This is a genomic window from Arthrobacter sp. UYCu723 (genome assembly GCF_054059215.1).
In genome coordinates, this window is record NZ_JBSSBW010000001.1 from 1,529,996 (window position 1) to 1,545,166 (window position 15,171).

Annotated in this window: 15 protein-coding genes; 7 read left to right on the forward strand and 8 right to left on the reverse strand. The window is 68.1% G+C overall.

Annotation, left to right across the window (positions count from 1 at the left end):
* Positions 1-29: 29 nt before the first annotated feature.
* The 3 genes from tilS to dacB form a co-directional block, all read right to left on the reverse strand.
* On the reverse strand, positions 30-1,067 hold the full coding sequence (tilS, locus tag ACVWZ8_RS07095) for a tRNA lysidine(34) synthetase TilS (RefSeq protein WP_426979781.1): 1,038 nt from the start codon (positions 1,065-1,067) through the stop codon (positions 30-32).
* Positions 1,068-1,201: 134 nt separating this feature from the next.
* On the reverse strand, positions 1,202-2,320 hold the full coding sequence (locus tag ACVWZ8_RS07100; protein ID WP_426975575.1) for a zinc-dependent metalloprotease: 1,119 nt from the start codon (positions 2,318-2,320) through the stop codon (positions 1,202-1,204).
* 110 nt (positions 2,321-2,430) lie between these two features.
* Positions 2,431-3,918 (reverse strand): D-alanyl-D-alanine carboxypeptidase/D-alanyl-D-alanine endopeptidase, encoded by a 1,488-nt coding sequence (gene dacB / locus ACVWZ8_RS07105; RefSeq protein ID WP_456504221.1) that lies wholly within the window; start codon positions 3,916-3,918, stop codon positions 2,431-2,433.
* A 142-nt stretch (positions 3,919-4,060) separates the two neighbouring features.
* Between dacB and ACVWZ8_RS07110 the strand changes: the two genes are divergently transcribed.
* From ACVWZ8_RS07110 to ACVWZ8_RS07125, 4 genes are all read left to right on the forward strand, one after another.
* Positions 4,061-4,549, forward strand: a complete 489-nt coding sequence (locus ACVWZ8_RS07110; RefSeq protein ID WP_426975572.1) for an inorganic diphosphatase — start codon at positions 4,061-4,063, stop codon at positions 4,547-4,549.
* A 119-nt stretch (positions 4,550-4,668) separates the two neighbouring features.
* A complete protein-coding gene (locus tag ACVWZ8_RS07115) occupies positions 4,669-5,994 on the forward strand; it encodes a carboxylesterase family protein (RefSeq protein WP_456504222.1) in 1,326 nt (441 codons plus the stop codon).
* A 69-nt stretch (positions 5,995-6,063) separates the two neighbouring features.
* Positions 6,064-6,819 carry a DUF429 domain-containing protein gene (locus ACVWZ8_RS07120; protein WP_456504223.1) on the forward strand — a complete coding sequence of 252 codons (756 nt, stop codon included), beginning with the start codon at positions 6,064-6,066 and terminating at the stop codon, positions 6,817-6,819.
* Between the two features lie 116 nt (positions 6,820-6,935).
* Positions 6,936-7,535 carry a hypothetical protein gene (locus ACVWZ8_RS07125; protein ID WP_456504224.1) on the forward strand — a complete coding sequence of 200 codons (600 nt, stop codon included), beginning with the start codon at positions 6,936-6,938 and terminating at the stop codon, positions 7,533-7,535.
* A gap of 77 nt (positions 7,536-7,612) precedes the next feature.
* On the opposite strand, the gene ACVWZ8_RS07130 is transcribed toward ACVWZ8_RS07125, so the two are convergent.
* Together ACVWZ8_RS07130 and serS are read right to left on the reverse strand one after the other, a co-directional pair.
* Positions 7,613-8,482: an HAD family hydrolase gene (locus ACVWZ8_RS07130; protein WP_456504225.1), complete on the reverse strand. Its 870-nt coding sequence runs from the start codon at positions 8,480-8,482 to the stop codon at positions 7,613-7,615.
* A gap of 105 nt (positions 8,483-8,587) precedes the next feature.
* On the reverse strand, positions 8,588-9,868 hold the full coding sequence (gene serS / locus ACVWZ8_RS07135) for a serine--tRNA ligase (protein ID WP_456504226.1): 1,281 nt from the start codon (positions 9,866-9,868) through the stop codon (positions 8,588-8,590).
* Between the two features lie 78 nt (positions 9,869-9,946).
* On the opposite strand from serS, the gene ACVWZ8_RS07140 reads away from it, so the two are divergent.
* Entirely contained in the window at positions 9,947-11,011 is a 1,065-nt protein-coding gene (locus ACVWZ8_RS07140) for a diacylglycerol/lipid kinase family protein (protein WP_426975562.1), read from the forward strand.
* Here ACVWZ8_RS07140 and ACVWZ8_RS07145 read toward each other — a convergent pair.
* The 3 genes from ACVWZ8_RS07145 to ACVWZ8_RS07155 form a co-directional block, all read right to left on the reverse strand.
* Complete coding sequence (locus ACVWZ8_RS07145) at positions 11,008-11,244, reverse strand: hypothetical protein (protein ID WP_426975561.1); 237 nt, start codon at positions 11,242-11,244, stop codon at positions 11,008-11,010. The two genes, ACVWZ8_RS07140 and ACVWZ8_RS07145, sit on opposite strands and share 4 nt — an antisense overlap.
* A gap of 94 nt (positions 11,245-11,338) precedes the next feature.
* Positions 11,339-12,319: a prephenate dehydratase gene (pheA, locus tag ACVWZ8_RS07150; RefSeq protein WP_456504227.1), complete on the reverse strand. Its 981-nt coding sequence runs from the start codon at positions 12,317-12,319 to the stop codon at positions 11,339-11,341.
* Positions 12,320-12,337: 18 nt separating this feature from the next.
* Positions 12,338-12,664, reverse strand: coding sequence for a rhodanese-like domain-containing protein (locus ACVWZ8_RS07155; RefSeq protein WP_426975557.1), 327 nt, complete (start codon positions 12,662-12,664; stop codon positions 12,338-12,340).
* A 110-nt stretch (positions 12,665-12,774) separates the two neighbouring features.
* On the opposite strand from ACVWZ8_RS07155, the gene ACVWZ8_RS07160 reads away from it, so the two are divergent.
* Positions 12,775-13,629 (forward strand): Type 1 glutamine amidotransferase-like domain-containing protein, encoded by an 855-nt coding sequence (locus tag ACVWZ8_RS07160; protein ID WP_426975556.1) that lies wholly within the window; start codon positions 12,775-12,777, stop codon positions 13,627-13,629.
* Entirely contained in the window at positions 13,622-15,061 is a 1,440-nt protein-coding gene (locus tag ACVWZ8_RS07165; protein WP_456504228.1) for an amidase, read from the forward strand. Before ACVWZ8_RS07160 ends, ACVWZ8_RS07165 begins: the two co-directional genes overlap by 8 nt.
* Positions 15,062-15,171 lie beyond the last annotated feature (110 nt).

Below are 15,171 nucleotides of genomic sequence, written 5' to 3' on the forward strand. Positions count from 1 at the left end.
CAATGACTCCTGTGTAGATGCGGGGGCGACTATATTTGGGGCGGTTTTTGAGGCCGGAATACAAGCTTCCCACAGCGGGCGCCTTCCCGGTGAACACCGGAGGGTGCGGACTGGTCCTCGGCGAGCAGCTGGGCGAGGGACAGGCGGTAGACGCTGACCCCGCCGGGGAGCTCCACCGGACCCGCCGATCCGTGCCGGCGCAGCAAGGCTTCCGCCGCGAGGAGGCGCCGGTAGCTGGGCTGCTGACCGCCGACGGCGGCGGCCGCCTTGGCGATGACCCGGAACCTCACGGCCGGAGCCAGTTCGCGTAAGGCTGTCTCCGGCAGGCTGATGCCGGCTGCCGACCGCTCCTGCAGCCGGGCGAAGGTGTCGTTCGCCACGTCCTCGAGGTAGTCGGCGTCGAGCTGCAGGATGGCGGCGGTCCGGGCCAGCGACTCCGCGACGCCGGGGCCCAGCTTTTCCTCCAGCACGGGCAGCACTTCAACGCGGGTCCGGGATCTGGCGTAGGCGGGGTCGGCGTTGCTGGGATCGTGCCAGGGTTCCAGGCCTTCGACGGCGCAGATCTCCAGGGTGTCGGCGCGCCGGAGGCCCAGGAAGGGCCGCAGCAGGCGTCCGCGGGCTGGCCGCATCCCGGCCAGTGACCGGGTGCCCGAGCCCCGGGCCAGGCCCAGCAGGACCTGTTCGGCCTGGTCATCGAGGGTGTGCCCGAGCAGGATCGCGCCGGCACCGGTGTCATCGGCTACGGCTTCCAGGGCGGCGTGCCGGGCTTCCCGGGCGGCCGCTTCCGGGCCCATGCCGGCGGCGGCGACGTCGACGGTCCGGATTTCGACGGGGGCGAGTCCCAGTTCGCGCAGCACCTCGGCCGTGGTGGCGGCGACCCCGGCGGAGCCCGGCTGCAGCTGGTGGTCAACGACGACCGCGCCGACAGAGACGGGGTGGCCCTCAACGTGCCCCCGGCGGGCGAAATACGCGGCGACGGCGGCCAGGGCCAGCGAGTCCGGTCCCCCGCTGCAGGCGACGAGTACCCGTTCCGGGTAGCCCGCTTCGGCCAGGGCGTCCTGCAGCATTTTCCGCGCGGCGCCGACGACGGGGGCCAGCCGCCCGGGCCGGCGTCGTCCGCTGGCAGCGGAAGGAGAATCGGCGGGGCGGGGATTAACCCAGGCGGGATCGCCGCCCGGCACGGGAACTGCTGCCACGGAAATTAGAGTCCCATCCGTTCGAGCCAGAGCTTGGAATCGTGGATTTCCGGCTCGGTCGGCAGCTGGCCGGCGGACTCCCAGACCCCGTTGAAGCCGTCCATGCCGGCCACTGCCACCACTTCCCGGACGAACTTCGCGCCGTCGCTGTATTGGCGCATCTTGGCGTCGAGGCCCAGGAGGCTGCGGATGAACTTCTCAATCACGCCGCGGTCCTTGTCCCGGGAGTTGAAGCGCTGCCGGATGGTTTTCACGGACGGCACGATGCTGGCGTCGACGGCGTCCATCACCACATTGGCGTGGCCTTCGAGCAGGCTCATCAGTGCCGTCAGGCGGGAGAGCGCCGCCTTTTCCTCCGGGTTCTGCAGCAGGTCCAGGATGGCTCCGCGGCTGGCGCCGGCGCCGGCTGCCGTGCGGTCCTTGAGCGATTTCGCCGCCGCCGAGGCACGCTCCATCAGGGAATCGACGTTGCCGAGGAGCAGTCCGCTGAGGTTTTCGATCTCGTCCAGCATGTGGTGCCGGAGCCAGGGCGCCGCGGCGAACTGCACCCGGTGGGTCTGTTCGTGCAGGCAGACCCAGAGCCGGAAGTCCTCCGGTTCGACGTTGAGCTCGCGTTCCACCGAGATGATGTTGGGCGCCACGAGCAGCAGGCGCCCCCCGGCGGGGGCAGCGGAGTTCTCGGCGAGGGCGGAGAAAGGGTCGTACTGGCCGAGGACCTTGCTGGAGAGGAACGCCAGGATGGCGCCGAGCTGGCTGCCGGTGATGGCGCCGCTGACGCTGGCAGCACCGGGGTTCAGGGTGCCGCGGTGGCTCTCGAGCATTTTTTCCATCGCGGGTTTGAGCATGACGGCGAAGCTCTGCGTGTTGGCCCTGGCCCAGGAGGCCCGGTCCACGACGAGGACCGAGGAATCCCGCAGGTCCCTGGCAGCCTCGAGGCCGGTGATGTCATGGACGTGGGGCACTGATAGGTCCGCCAGGTGGCGCAGGTTCTCAACCGCGGCGCCGATTTCGGCCGCTCCCAGCGTGGGACCGGCGGGCGCCAGCCTCGCGGCGGTGGCGGCGGCCAGCTCCCAGTTGATCAGGGCTTGGGCTTGGGCAGACGTCTCGCGTGCAGAGGACTCCATAGGGTCCATCAGATCACAAGGCCCCGACTGTCCGCCTTAAATTCGTCGGGCGGCGAACGGCAGGGGACGCCCGGGCGGACGGAACCGGCGCTTCCTGTCAGCGCTTCCTGTCAGCGGCAGCCGCAGCCTGCCAGGACGGACGCCGTGCGGTCCAGTGCCGTCTTGTTGGCTGCGCCCGGGGCGAGGCCGTTGCCGATGAACGAAAACACCAGGAGCCGGCCGTCGGCGTCGACCACGTAGCCGCTGAGGGCGATCACGGTGTTCAACGTCCCGGTTTTGGCGCGGACAAGGCCCGCCCCCCGCGCGGTGGTCGCGTCGGTGTAGCGGTCCCCGAGCGTGCCGGTGAGTCCGGCGACGGGGAATCCGGCCAGGGCGGCCCGGAGCCGGGTGTCCGTTCCGGAAGTGATGGCGCGGACCACCCCCGCCAGCTGGCGGGCGGAGACCCGGTTGGCAAGCGCCAGGCCGGACACGTCGGCGGCGCGGAGCGTGGCCGTGTCGACGTCGAGCTCGCCGAGCTGTTGCAGCACGGCCGCGGTGGCGCCGTCGTTGCTGGCGGGCTTGCCGGCGGCGAGGGCTGTCATCCGGCCCATGACCTCGGTGAGGTAGTTGTCGGAGGTCCGCAACAGCAGATCCACCTGCTGGCCCACCGTGGCCGACCGGACCTCGGCCAGCACCTTGGCCTCCCCCGCTGATCCGGCCGTTATGGTGGGGGCCCGTACGACGCCGGGCGCCACCGTGAGCCCGGCCGGCGCTCCGGCCGCCGAAAGCTGCGCCCAAAACGCCTCGGCGGCAGTCATGGCGGCGTCCTGGGGGCGTGGCCCTGTGCTCTTGGCAGGGTCGAACCGGGCAGAGTTCAGCGCCAGCGGGAACAGCGGGGCCATCTCGCCGGCTGCAACATCCTCCGGGCTCCAGGCCGGGTTGAGGGACGGGCCGGTAAAGAGGGAATCATCCAGCAGCACGTTCACGGTGCCGGAGACGCCGTCCTCCTGGAGGGCCTTGACGGTGGACTGCGCGAGCGTGGCGAGTCCGGCATGGCCCAGGACGGCCTCCGGGGCGGAGTCGCCCGCACCCAGGAGCACGTCTCCCCCGCCGGCGAGTATGACCGTGCCTGGTGCGGAACCGGCCAGGACCCGGGTGCTGAACCGCCGTTCCGGGCCGAGGGTCCGCAGTGCTGCGCTGGCCGTCAGCAGCTTCATGTTGGAGGCCGGAACCCTGGCCTCGCCCGCGGAGCGGTCAAAGAGCAGCTTTCCGGTGGTGGCGTCCTGCACTAGCCCGGTGAAGGTTCCGGCGCCGTCGGTCTTCAGGGTTTCATTGAGCTGGGCGGCCAGGGTCCCCGGCTCCGGGACGGGCGCGGCAGCGCTGAGCGGTTCAATCCCGGCGCCGCCGCGGGCGGCCAGGGCAGTCGGCGGCTGCTGCCACGGCGGGGCGGACGCGACGGCTTCCGCGGCGCCATTGTGGCCAAGGAAAGCCGGGGCGATGGTGAGGCCAGCGGGAACGGCGAGCGCCAGGACCAGGAGGGTCAGGAGCAGCATCGGGAGGCTCCGCCGCAGCGGGCCGGGCATCTGGTCCGTGCCTGCGCGGCCGGTTCTGCGTTTCATGCTGCTGCTGGTCCTTTAGTCCTGAAATGTCCCCACTAGTTCCTGAAACCAGGGCCTCTCGCTATATCCTCAATAGTAGTCGGCGGCACCGGCAGTCCTTTTTGTGTGCCGCGCACCCCCTGAATCCGTCGAGGAGCATTCCATGAAGCATGACGTGACCATCGAGATCCCCAAGGGATCACGCGTCAAGTACGAAATCGACCACGAGACCGGCCGCGTCCGCCTGGACCGCGTCCTGTTCACCTCGATGCAGTACCCCACCCACTACGGGTTCTTCGAGAACACCCTGGGTGAAGACGGCGACCCGCTGGACGCGCTGGTGCTCCTGCAGGACTTCGATCTGCACCCCGGCGTGATCGTTGAGGCGCGCCCCATCGGCGTGTTCAACATGACCGACGACGGCGGCGGCGACGCCAAGGTCCTCTGCGTTCCGGCCGATGCCCGCTTCGACCACATCAACGAGATCGGCGATATCAGCGAGTTCCTGATCAAGGAGATCGAGCACTTCTTCACCCGCTACAAGGACCTGGAGCCGGGCAAGTGGGTCAAGGCCGAGGGCTGGGGCGACCGTGCCGCCGCCGAAGCCGAGCTCGAGGCTTCCATCAAGCGCTACGTACCGCACACGCACTAACCTTCGCCCGCCAAAGCGCGAACGGTCACTTGAGGCCCCGAATCCAAGGATTTAGGGGCCTCAAGTGTCCGTTCGGCGGTTTTCAGTGGCGCGCCCGGAATCTGTGAAATCGTTGGCCTATGAACACCGACCCGGCCTTTGATCCGCTCTGCGGTCCGATCACCGGATGGCGGGACGGTGACGTGGTGCGTGCCACGGGTATTCCCTACGCCACAGCTGGACGTTTCCAGGCTCCGGTGAGTGCCCCTGGGTGGACCGGGGTGCTCACCGCCACCTCACTCTCACCCGCCTGCCCGCAGGCCCCGGTACCCTTCCTGGACGATGTCCTGGGCACCCGTTACGGTGAACTCCCCGGGAGTGAGGACTGCCAGCGCCTCTCGATCACGCTGCCGGCGGACATCGATAAAGATGAGCGGGTGCCGGTCATGGTGTGGCTGCACGGCGGGTCCTATACGTCCGGCTCCGGGGACCTGGCAATCTTCGACGCCAAGGCCCTGGTTGCCGAAAACCGGGTCATCGTGGTTTCCGTGACGTACCGCCTGGGCTTATTCGGATACCTGGCAGCCGGCACGGGCCGGCCCGCCAACCTCGGCCTCCTGGACCAGCTTGAGGCGTTCCGCTGGGTGCAGCGCAATATCGGCGCCTTCGGCGGCGATCCTGGACGCGTCACCGCTTTCGGACAGTCCGCAGGAGGCGACGCCGTAGCCCACCTCATGGCGACGGCGGACGCACCATCACTGTTCCAGCGCGCCATCATTCAAAGTGCACCCCTGGGCATTTCAAGGGGAAGGCAAAAGATGAACACCGCCATGGGGATCGCAGCGGAAGCCGTCACCGATGACACGCCTGCCTTGGACGTCGTCGCCATTGAGGACAATGTTGCACAGGTGGCCCGAAGGTTCGGCCTGATGGCTGCCATGCCCTTCGGCACGCAATACGGGCACTCACCCCTGCCGGCCGAATCCGGGATCGACGCCGCCTGGAACACGGCGGCCCCGGAGATCGAGGTCCTGATCGGGCACACGTCCGACGAGGCCCGCCTGTTCCTGCCAGGCAGCCCCCTTGTTAGCCGCCTGGCCAAGGTACCGGTCCTTGGCGCCGCCATCCTCAAGGCCATCAGCTGGGCCGTGACGGAAGCGGTCTACGGCAGATCAGCCAGGAGGTTCGCCCGGCGGCACGCCCAGGCCGGAGGCAAGGCTTACAGCTACGTGCTGACCTGGGGCGCGCCGGGAAATATCTACGGGGCCGCGCACACCGTTGACCTGCCGCTGCTGTTCGGTGACCAACGGACCTGGGAAGGTGCAGGGCTGCTTACGGGCGCCACCTGGGAGGAAATCAACGCCCAGGGCCGGGCCCTCCGCGCTGTTTGGGCCCGGTTTGCCTCCGGGGACGGCCTGGGTAGCCGGGGCGGGATTCCCGGCGCACTCCGGTACCGCGCGGTCTGAACCCCGCGTCCAGTAGATTTCTCCTGTGTTCTCGTTCTGGCCCCCGACCACCATCCCGGGAGGATCCCGGTGAGGACCCTCGGCGTCGACCTTGCCGCCGGGACCAAGAAAACAGCAGTGGCGGTCCTGGACTGGGTTGGCGGCGGCGCCCGGTTGGTGGCACTGTCCCTGGACGTGAGCGACGCGGACATTGTCCGGCGCTTCGGCAGCTGCGACATGACGGGGATCGACTGCCCCGTGGGCTGGCCGGACGCCTTCCTTCCCTTCCTTGCCGGGCACCTGAGTTTCGACGCGCACCCCGTGCTGGACCATGACGGGATCGAAGGCCGCCGGCTGCTGGCCTACCGGGACACCGACAGGTTCGTCACCCGTCAAACCGGCCTGATCCCGCTCAGCGTCTCCGCGGACCGGCTGGCCCACCCGGCGATGCGCTGCGCCGTCATCCAGGCAAAGATCGCACGGGACCACGGGCCGCAGGCCAGGGACGGCAGCGGCCGGCTTGCCGAGGTCTACCCGGCGGCTTCGCTGAAATCCTGGGGCCTGCCCGCTCGCGGTTACAAGGGGCGGGGCGGAGCGGAAACTGAGCGGCTGGCCCTGATCCTTGACGGGCTGGCCGCGGCAGCCCCCTGGCTGGACCTGGCCGGATACGATGACCGGCTGGCCGGCTCCGATGACATGTTCGACGCGCTCATCGCCTCGCTGACCGCGCGCGCCGTTGCCCTGGGCAGGACGATGCGCCCCGATGACGGCCATGCCAAGGCTGCCCGGACCGAGGGCTGGATCCATCTGCCCACTGGCGGGCTCCACGAGCTCAACGGCGCTTAGACACGACGGCGTGGTTACTCAAGCCTCAGAGGTTCCGCGGCGGCAGTGGTGCGAGGCGTCGGCTGGTCCCGGACCTCTCTTGCCTCCGATTTACCAGCGGGTAGTGTTGATCCAGAATGTTCACGCTGACCATCAACCAAACCGACAGCCGGCGCGACGGCGACCGCGTGCCGCAGCTCCTCAAGGACCTGCGGCACATACCGGCGCGCCTCGATTTCGACCGCTCGGTGGAGGACGAGGTCCAGGGCATTGTGGACTGCCCGCACCAGGCCGTGGAAGCTGCGATGATCGCACTGCGCAGCGGCAGCTGGTACGTCGGAATCGGGGTGGGGCCGGTGAACGAACCGCTGCCCAACCAGATCAAGGATGCTTCCGGCCACGGGCTGATCTATGCACGGCGGGCCGTTGACCGGCTGCGCAACGGCAAGGACCGGGTCCCGGTGGCGGTTGAAGGCCCACTGGCGGACCTCGCGGCGGAATCAGAGGCCGTGCTGCGGCTGCTGGGCCATATTGTTCACGGCCGGAGCCAGGCTGAATGGCGGGTCCTGGACCTGTTGACTCCGGGCGTCCGTGGACAGCAGAAGGCCGTCGCGATGGAACTCGGCATCACGACGCAGGCGGTCAGCAAGGCCGTGGCCCGGGCACAGTGGAACGAGGAACACGCCGCACGGCCCGCCGCCGCACGGCTGTTGGGCCTCATCCTGGAGGTCCGCTGACCGGTTCGGGCGGCTGCAGGGCCGGGGGCGCGGGACACTCCTCGTATAGCACAGCCCCAGTCCAGGGCGGCAGTTTCCTAAAGGAGGCTGCGCAGCACGTGGGCGGCGCCGTCGTCGTACACGGAGTGGGTGATCTCGTTCGCGGCGGCGATGACCTCCTCCGGTGCCTGTCCCATGGCCACCCCGCGGGCGGCCCACGTGAGCATCTCGATGTCGTTCCGGCCGTCGCCGACGGCGATCGTGCGGTGTGCCTCGATGTCCAGCCGGCCGCGGAGCTGCTCCAAGGCGCTGGCCTTGGTGACTCCGGCGGCGGCAATGTCCAGCCAGGCTGTCCATCCGACCGAGTAGGTCACGCCGGCCAGTCCGATGTGGCGGATGGCCGTGTTGAACTCCTCGGGCGTGTTTTCCGAGCTGAACACCACCACACGCACCGCGGTGGCCTCCAGCATGGTCTGGAAGTCGACACCGATGGCCTCCACGCCGAAGCTGGCGTCCTGGAAGCGCTCGGTGGAGAGGAAGTTGCCGTCTTCGTCCTCCAGGGCGTACTTGGCCGAGGGCAGCCGCTTGCGCAATGCGCGGAGGGCCGGACCCGGGTCGAAGGTTGCCTTGTGGAGAACCTCGTAGCCTGCGGACAGGCTGGAATCGAGACGAAGGGTCACCCCGCCGTTCGAACACACGGCATAGCCGTTCTCGATGCCGATGTGCTCGATGATGGGCAGGGTGGCGTTGAGTGAGCGGCCCGTCGCGATCATGACGTGGTGGCCGGCGGCCACGACATCCTGGGCTGCCTCGCGGACCGGGACGGACATGTGGCCGTCGTGGTCGACCAGTGTGCCGTCGACGTCGAGAGCGATCATCAGCTTGTGGCCGTTGTTGTTCTGGTTGTTCTGGTTGCTATTTCGCCGGTCATCGTTGCCGGCGACTGAGGTTTCAGTCAATGTTGTCATCCAACTAGTAGAGCAGACGCCCCCGACAGCCGCTAGGATCCACGCCACAGCGCGCGGTGAACTCGGCGTGAACGCTGCGGGGCGTCGGGGGTCGGGTGCGGACCGCTAAAGGACAGGGAAGACCGTCATTCCGCCAAGGTACTTCTGCAGGGCCGCGGGGACGTTGACGGAGCCGTCCGGGTTCTGGTGGTGTTCCAGGATCGCCACGATCCAGCGGGTGGTGGCCAGCGTGCCGTTCAGCGTGGCGACGGCGCGGGTTCCCTTGGGTGCGCCGTCCTCGTTCAGCACGCGTTCGCGGATGTTGAGCCGGCGTGCCTGGAAGGTGGTGCAGTTGGACGTGGACGTCAGCTCGCGGTAGGCGCCCTGGGTGGGGACCCACGCCTCGCAGTCGAACTTCCGGGCGGCGGAACTGCCCAGATCTCCCGCCGCGGTGTCGATCACTCGGTACGGCAGCTCGCATTTGGCCAGCATTTCCTCTTCCCAGGCCAGCAGGCGGGCATGTTCAGCGGCCGCTTCCTCCACGGTGGTGTAAATGAACATCTCCACCTTGTTGAACTGGTGGACACGGATGATGCCGCGGGTGTCCTTGCCGTGCGACCCGGCCTCGCGGCGGTAGCAGGAGCTTTGCCCCGCATAGCGGATCGGGCCGGCGGAGAGGTCCAGGATCTCGTCCGAGTGGTAGCCGGCGAGGGCCACTTCCGAGGTGCCCACAAGGTAAAGGTCGTCTTCGGCGAGACGGTAGATCTCGGCGTCGTGCTTGACGTCGAAACCGGTTCCCTGCATGATTTCGGGGCGGACCAGCGTGGGAGTGATCATGGGCACGAAGCCGGCGTCGACTGCCTGCTCCATGGCCATCTGCAGGAGTGCCATTTCCAGCCGGGCGCCGACACCCCGCAGGAAGTAGAACCGCGAGCCGGAAACCTTGGCGCCGCGTTCCATGTCGATGGCGCCGATCAGCTCACCGATCTCCAGGTGGTCCTTGGGCTCGAAATCGGTGAATTCGCGGGGCGTGCCGACGGTCTTGACCACGATGTAGTCGTCCTCGCCGCCGGCGGGGACGCCATCCTCGATGAGGTTGGGGACCACGCGGAGCAGCTCTTCGTGGGCAGCCTGGGCGATGTCGGCTTCGGCGGAGGCGGCCTTGACCGAGCCCGCGAGAACCTTCACCTCTGCCAGCAGGGCCTGCTTTTCCTCGCCCTTGGCCTGCGCCACCTTCTTGCCGTAAACATTTTGCTCGGCGCGCAGGTTCTCGAAGCGGATCAGCGCCGCGCGACGGGCCGAGTCCGCGGCGATGATCGCGTCCACCACTGATTCGTCGGCGCCGCGGGCGCGCTGGCTGGCACGGAACTTGTCCGGATTTTCGCTGAGGTCTTTTACATCGATCACCGGATAAGACTATCCAATCCGGTAGGCGTTGCCTGGCTATCCGGCCGCATGGCAGCGGCGGGATAGTGTTGGAGCACAATGCGCGACTGGCTGCTGTACCTCATCATCGCTGGAGTTCTGGCGTTCGCCGTCTCCAGCTGGTGGGGAGTGCGCAGGCTGAAAGCCAAGCACACCCGCAGCGCCGTCTGGGAACAAACGCACAGCCCAGGCCTGGGACAGCAGAAGGTGGCCGTGGTGATGAACCCGATCAAGGCCAAATCTGCCGAAGCCCGGGAGCTGATCGAGAGTGCATGCGCCTCAGCCGGCTGGGAGCCGCCGCGCTTCTTTGACACCACTGCCGAGGACGCCGGCTTCTCCCAGGCGCGGGCTGCGGTGGAGTACGGTGCCGACGTCGTCCTGGCGGGCGGAGGTGACGGGACGGTGCGCGTCGTGGCCGAGATCCTGGCCGGCACGGACATCGCCATGGGCCTGATCCCGCTCGGCACCGGCAACCTCCTGGCGCGCAACATAGATCTTGACGTGAATGACGTGCACGGCAGCGTACAGGCTGCCCTCTTCGGACACCAGCGGTTCATCGATACGGCGCGCATGCGGGTTGAAAACTCCAGGACCGGTCAGTCGTCGGAGCACACCTTCCTCGTGATCGCCGGCATCGGCATGGACGCCGAAATCGTGGGCGACACCAATGACGGGCTGAAGAAGGCCGTGGGTTGGCTGGCGTATACGGAAGCCGGTGTCCGGCATCTTCCCGGGCGCCGCAAGAAGATCTCCGTCGCCCTCGATGACCAGCCCGAGCAGTCCAGGAAAATCCGCAGTGTGCTGTTCGCCAATTGCGGGCTGATCCCCGGCGGCATCGACTTCATCCCCCAGGCCATGATCGATGACGGCATGCTGGACGTGGTGGTCATGAGCCCGCGCAGCGCCATCGGCTGGCTGGCGATGTACACAAAGATAGTCCTGAAGCACAAGAGGAATCTGCCGGTGATGAGCTACTACCGCTCAGGGAAGGTGACCATCCGGTGCGCGGAACCCATGGCCACCCAGGTCGACGGCGATCCCTCCGGCGAGGCCACAACGGTGACCGTCCAGGTGGCACCCGGATCCTTGCTGGTACGGGTCAGGAACGGCACCGAGGAAGACTAGGCACTGGCTTCCTTCTTCGAAGCAGTATTTGCCGCATCCGCGGACTTCTTCGCCTCCGCAGCGGCCTTCGCGGCACGCGCCTCGGACTGCTCGCGGATCATGGCCTGCTCCTCTTCGAAGCGCAGCCGGTCAGCACGGTCGGCGTCGTCACCGTCCCAGTCTTGGTTGTCAGCGGTCGGTTTGGGATTCACAATCATTCCCTGGCCGTCATTTTCTGTGCTGGTACTCGACATGACCTGCTCCCTCCGTTAGAGGACTTCCCCAATATGGATCAGGCAAGCATACGCACAGTTTCCTAGGCGTGGAAGTGCCCGGTGCGGCTTTTGTCTACGCCCTGGGCGAAGCCCTCGGCGTATATTCCGGCACCAGAGATGCTCCTGCCAGAATATTTTTCACCCATGCATGTGCCGCGCGGAATGCCTGGTCCGAGGTATGCGGGGCCACGAGCGTCCGCTGACCGTCGGCACGGCTGTAGGAACCCAGGAAGCGGGTGGCCGGGCTGATCCGGTGCAGGCCGGCGAGGGCATCGGCGACCCTCGCATCGGCAACGTGGCCGTCCGCGTCGATACTGAAGAAGTAATGACCCAGGTACTGGCCGGTGGGCCGGGATTCGATCCGGCTCAGGTTCACCCCACGGGTGGCGAACTGGTCCAGGATCTCCATCAGGGCGCCCGGCCGGTCCTCCGGCAGGGGAACCACCACGGTGGTCTTGTCCGCGCCGGTCGGCTCGGGCAGGGCACCCGGCCGGCCCACGAGGACGAAGCGGGTGACGGCACCGGGGTTGTCCCCGATGTTCTCGGCCAGGACAGCCAGCCCTGGCTGCTCCGCGGCCACGATCGGGGCGCAGATCGCGGCGTCATAGTGGGCGCCGTCCTCGAGAAGACCCATCGCTGCCGCCGCTGTCGAGGAACCCGGGATGTATTCCGAATTGGGAATATTAGCGTCGACCCAGAGCCTGCACTGCGCCCAGGCATGGCCGTGGGTGGAGATCCGGCGGACGTCTTCAATGCGGACGCCGGGGCGGGCGACCAGGACAAAGCTGATTGGCACGAGGGCCTCCCGGAGGATGCGAAGCTCCTGCCCCGTGGCGATGGCGTCAAGGGTTGCCGTAACACCGCCCTCAACCGAGTTCTCGATCGGCACCATCGCCGCGTCCGCTGAGCCGTCCCGGACCTTGTCGAGCGCAGAATTCACATTGGACGCCGGGATGCGGATGGCCTGCGCCGCGCCCGGCACCTGCATCAGGGCAGCCTCGGTGAAGGTGCCCTCGGGCCCGAGGAAGGTGTAGGTGACGGGAGATGCGGGCATCGGCTCTTCTTTCTTCGCTTACAGGATGACTGGCTTGAGCCCGTTGTCGGACACCAGCGGCATGCCGGTTTCCAGCCACTGGTCCATGCCGCCGGCCACGTTCAGGGCGGAATACCCCTGGCCCACCAGCCACTGCGCGGCCCGGAATGAGCGTCCGCCGGTACGGCAGATGACGTAGAGGTCCTCATCCGGGTCCACTTCGTCGATCCGTGCCGGGAGCTGGTCCAGCGGAATGTGCAGGGCACCTTCCGCGTGGCCCGCAACCCACTCATAGTCCTCGCGGACGTCCAGGATTCTGGCCTCTTCAGGGATGTCAGACACGGTGACGGTGTCGAAGTCGCTCACGTTGGTCCTTTCGCAGCAATCAAGGTCTGCCACCAGCCTATCGCCAGCCGCTAAGAGCGCACCCCAACGGGCGGCACGTTACGCTTCTGGGATGGCGCAAAGGAGATCCCATGGCAGCTGACCGGCCCACCATCCTGGCAACCTCCGGCGGTTACAAAGCCGGGAACCGGACCCGGCTGGAGTTCGACCGCCTGGTGCATCACGCCGTTGAACTCTCCGGGGTGAGCGGGCGCGCACCGCGGATCACGCACATCGGGACCGCGTCGGGAGATCAGCGCTGGTTTAATGCCGAGCTGGACGAGGCCGCCCGGGTTGCGGGCTTTGACTTCAGCCATCTCAACCTCTTCACTATGCCCAACCATCCGGACCCCGAGGCGCACCTGATGGAACAGGACGTCGTCTGGGTCAACGGCGGCTCGGTGGTGAACCTGCTCGCCGTCTGGCGGGCGCACGGACTCGATGCCGTCCTGCGCCGGGTGTGGGAGCAGGGCGTGGTCCTCGCAGGCGTCTCCGCCGGGTCCCTGTGCTGGTTCCAGGGCGGCGCCACCGACTCCTTCGGCCCCGAACTGGCGGCCGTGACCAACTGCCTGGCGCTGCTGCCGTACGCCAACGGGGTGCACTACGACTCCGAGGCACGCCGGCGCCCCCTCGTGCACCGGCTCGTGGCCGACGGCACCCTTGGCGAGACGCATTGCTCTGACGACGGCGTGGGACTGGTCTACGTGGGGACCGAGCTGGTGGAGGCCGTGAGCGAGACCAGGGGCAAGGGTGCCTACATCGTGACCCGGCGGGACGGGGCGCGGGGGGACATGTCCAGCGCCCACCCGCGGACATGCCCTCCCCTCGACGCTAGGACTGGGCATGATGCCACGATGTCCACTCCTGCGTCCCATGAATGGGCATGTCCCCCGGGCGGGGAGCCCGTCGCAGCCGAGGAACGGCTGGAGCCGCGTTTCCTTGGCTGAAATCCACGAACTTTCCGCCGTGGGGCTGCGCGATGTTCTGCGCTCCGGCGAAGTCTCGGCCCGCGAAACGGCCGGGCATTTCCTCGACCGGATCGGGGCCGAGAACCCGCACCTCGGCGCGTTCATCACTGTCACGGCGGAGCAGGCCCTGAAGGACGCCGCCGCGGCGGACGCGCGCCATGCCCGCGCGGCGCGCGACCGGGCAGGGCTGCCGATGCTGCACGGGATGCCCGTGGCGTTCAAGGACCTGACGGACGTCGCCGGCGTGGTCACCACCCACGGCAGCGCCGCCCTGGACCACAAGCCCGCCCTGGCCGACGCCGCGCTCACATCCCTGCTGAAGGGTGCCGGCGCCATTTCCCTGGGCAAGACCCAGGTTCCGGAGTTCGGCCTGACGGCCTACAGCGAGAACCGGATCGCACCGCCGTCACGCAACCCGTACGCGCTCAGCCGCAGTTCGGGCGGCTCCTCGGGCGGCAGCGCTGCCGCCGTGGCCGCCGGGCTGCTGCCCTTTGCCCCCGGGTCCGACGGCGGCGGCTCGGTCCGCATCCCGGCGGCCGCCTGCGGGCTCGTTGGACTCAAGCCCGGCCGTGGCCTGGTGCCCGCAGGGGAAAGCTCCGGTGATCCCGCGGGACTGGTTGCTACCGGCCCGCTGGCCCGCTCCGCAGCGGATGCGGCGCTGATGCTCGATGCGCTCGTCCCGGCGGAACTGGGTCCGCACGGAAATGCCGCGCCCAGCTATCTCGAACTCGCCGCTCAGGAACCGGCCCGGCTCCGGATCGGGGTGAGCCTGGACAGTCCGTGGCAGACGATCTTCCCCTTCACCCCTGGCCAGGAGGCCCGCGACGCGCTGGCGGCAGGCATCAGGATGCTGGAGGCGTCGGGCCATGAAACAACGGAAGCCACGGTCCGCTACGACAACCGCTACCCGGACGCGTTCACCACCGCCTGGACCGCCGCCGTCGGAAGCGCCCGGATCGCGCCCCACCGCGAGGCGCTCCTGTCGCCGCTGACCCGCACGTTCCGGCGTCGGGCACAGCAGCGTAGCGCCGCCAAACTCAACGAGTCGTTAGGGTTCCTGCGGCTGTTCCAGCGGGACACGATCGTCCAGTACGCAGCCTGGGACCTCATGCTGATGCCTGCGCTGGCGCAGACTCCCCGGCCGGTGGGCTGGTTCACCGGCGCCGCCCACGGCGACGGCTACTGGCCCGCGTCCGAGTGGACGGGCGACGCCGACGGCGACTACCGCAAGCAGTGCGAGTTCGCGCCGTGGTCCTCGATGGTGAACGTATGCGGCTTGCCCGCCATCACCATCCCGGTGCACTGGACCGGCGGCGCCCCGGGCGCCGGCCTGCCGATGGGAATCCAGCTGATCGGGCCGATGGGGTCCGAGGCGCTGCTGCTGCAGGTGGCCGCGCAGCTGGGGTTCTAGCGCCGGTTCCGGTTGTACGGTGGACATGCCTCGTCCTGAAGCGACATGACCTGAAGCGAATGGCTTGAAGCGACATGACCTGAGGCGACACCGTCTTGAAACGACATGAG